The sequence below is a fragment of the Mesorhizobium sp. M7A.F.Ca.ET.027.02.1.1 genome (assembly GCF_004022985.1).
Lineage (GTDB): Bacteria > Pseudomonadota > Alphaproteobacteria > Rhizobiales > Rhizobiaceae > Mesorhizobium.
Map to the genome: position 1 here is coordinate 1 of NZ_RZOL01000765.1, position 1,256 is coordinate 1,256.

Sequence of the window (1,256 nt, forward strand, 5' to 3'; positions counted from 1 at the left end):
TCTCGACTGAATTCCAATCACTGGAGGAAACCAAATGGCCGATGTCACGCTAAGACAAGTGAAGAAGTCCTACGGCAATCTGAACATTCTCCACGGCATCGACCTCGATATCAAGTCGGGCGAGTTCATCGTCTTCGTCGGCCCGTCGGGCTGCGGCAAGTCGACATTGCTGAGGTCGATCGCCGGGCTCGAGGAAATCACCTCCGGCGAGCTCAGAATAGCCGGCGAAGTGGTGAACGACGTGCCGCCGTCGAAACGGGGCATCGCCATGGTGTTCCAGTCCTATGCGCTCTACCCGCACATGACCGTCTACGACAACATGGCGTTCTCGATGAAGATCGGCAAAGAGAACAAGGCCGAGATCGACCGCCGCGTGCGTCAGGCCGCCGAGATCCTGCAGCTGACCAAATATCTCGACCGCCTGCCCAAGGCGATGTCGGGCGGCCAGCGCCAGCGCGTCGCCATCGGCCGCGCCATCGTGCGCAATCCCAAGGTGTTCCTGTTCGACGAGCCGCTTTCGAACCTCGATGCCGCGCTTCGCGTCGCCACCCGCATCGAAATCGCCAAGCTCAAGGAATCGATGCCCAACACGACGATGATCTACGTCACCCACGACCAGGTCGAGGCGATGACGCTGGCCGACCGCATCGTGGTGCTCAAGGACGGCCATATCGAGCAGGTCGGCACTCCGATGGATCTATACAAGAAGCCCGGCAATCTGTTCGTTGCCCAGTTCATCGGCTCGCCAGCCATGAACATCCTGCCCGCGACCATCGACAAGACCGGAAACCCGACCGTCGTCAGCCATGTCGGCGGACGCAAGGCGACCGTGCCGATCGCGACGCCGGCCTCGGCAAAGGGCGCTGCGGTTAGTTTCGGCGTGCGGCCGGAGGACCTGATCATCGCCAGCGGCGCGGACTATCTGTTCGAGGGGACGGTCGACTATGTCGAGCAACTCGGCGAGGTGCAGCTTGTCTATGTCGACATCGGCCGCGCCGACCTGCCGCTGGTGACCAAGCTGCCCGGCAATGTCGAGGTCAAGCGCGGCTCGACATTGCGGCTGAGCGCCAATGGCGAGGACTTGCATATCTTCGACACCGATGGGCGGTCGTTTGCCCTTCATGAAGCGGAAGCGAAGGCGGCCTGACGCAGGACCGCGTCTTGGACGCAAAAAGAGCGGCGGGCCAAGCCCGCCACTCTTTTTTTGAAGATCAGCCTCGGCTGTTAACGGCCAAAAAGAATTCGGTCGCTGCCCT

1 protein-coding gene is annotated in these 1,256 nt (G+C 61.5%); it reads left to right on the forward strand.

The genetic code is table 11. The features are described 5' to 3' along the window. The first annotated feature begins 34 nt into the window (after nt 1-34). Nucleotides 35-1,147, forward strand: a complete 1,113-nt coding sequence (gene ugpC / locus EN749_RS35975; protein ID WP_127397640.1) for a sn-glycerol-3-phosphate ABC transporter ATP-binding protein UgpC — start codon at nt 35-37, stop codon at nt 1,145-1,147. The last annotated feature ends 109 nt before the right edge of the window (nt 1,148-1,256 follow it).

What these genes read in the sequence shown, in the direction of transcription:
- ugpC (WP_127397640.1), top strand. Translation starts at nt 35, where the DNA reads ATGGCCGATGTCACGCTAAGACAAGTGAAGAAGTCCTACGGCAATCTG.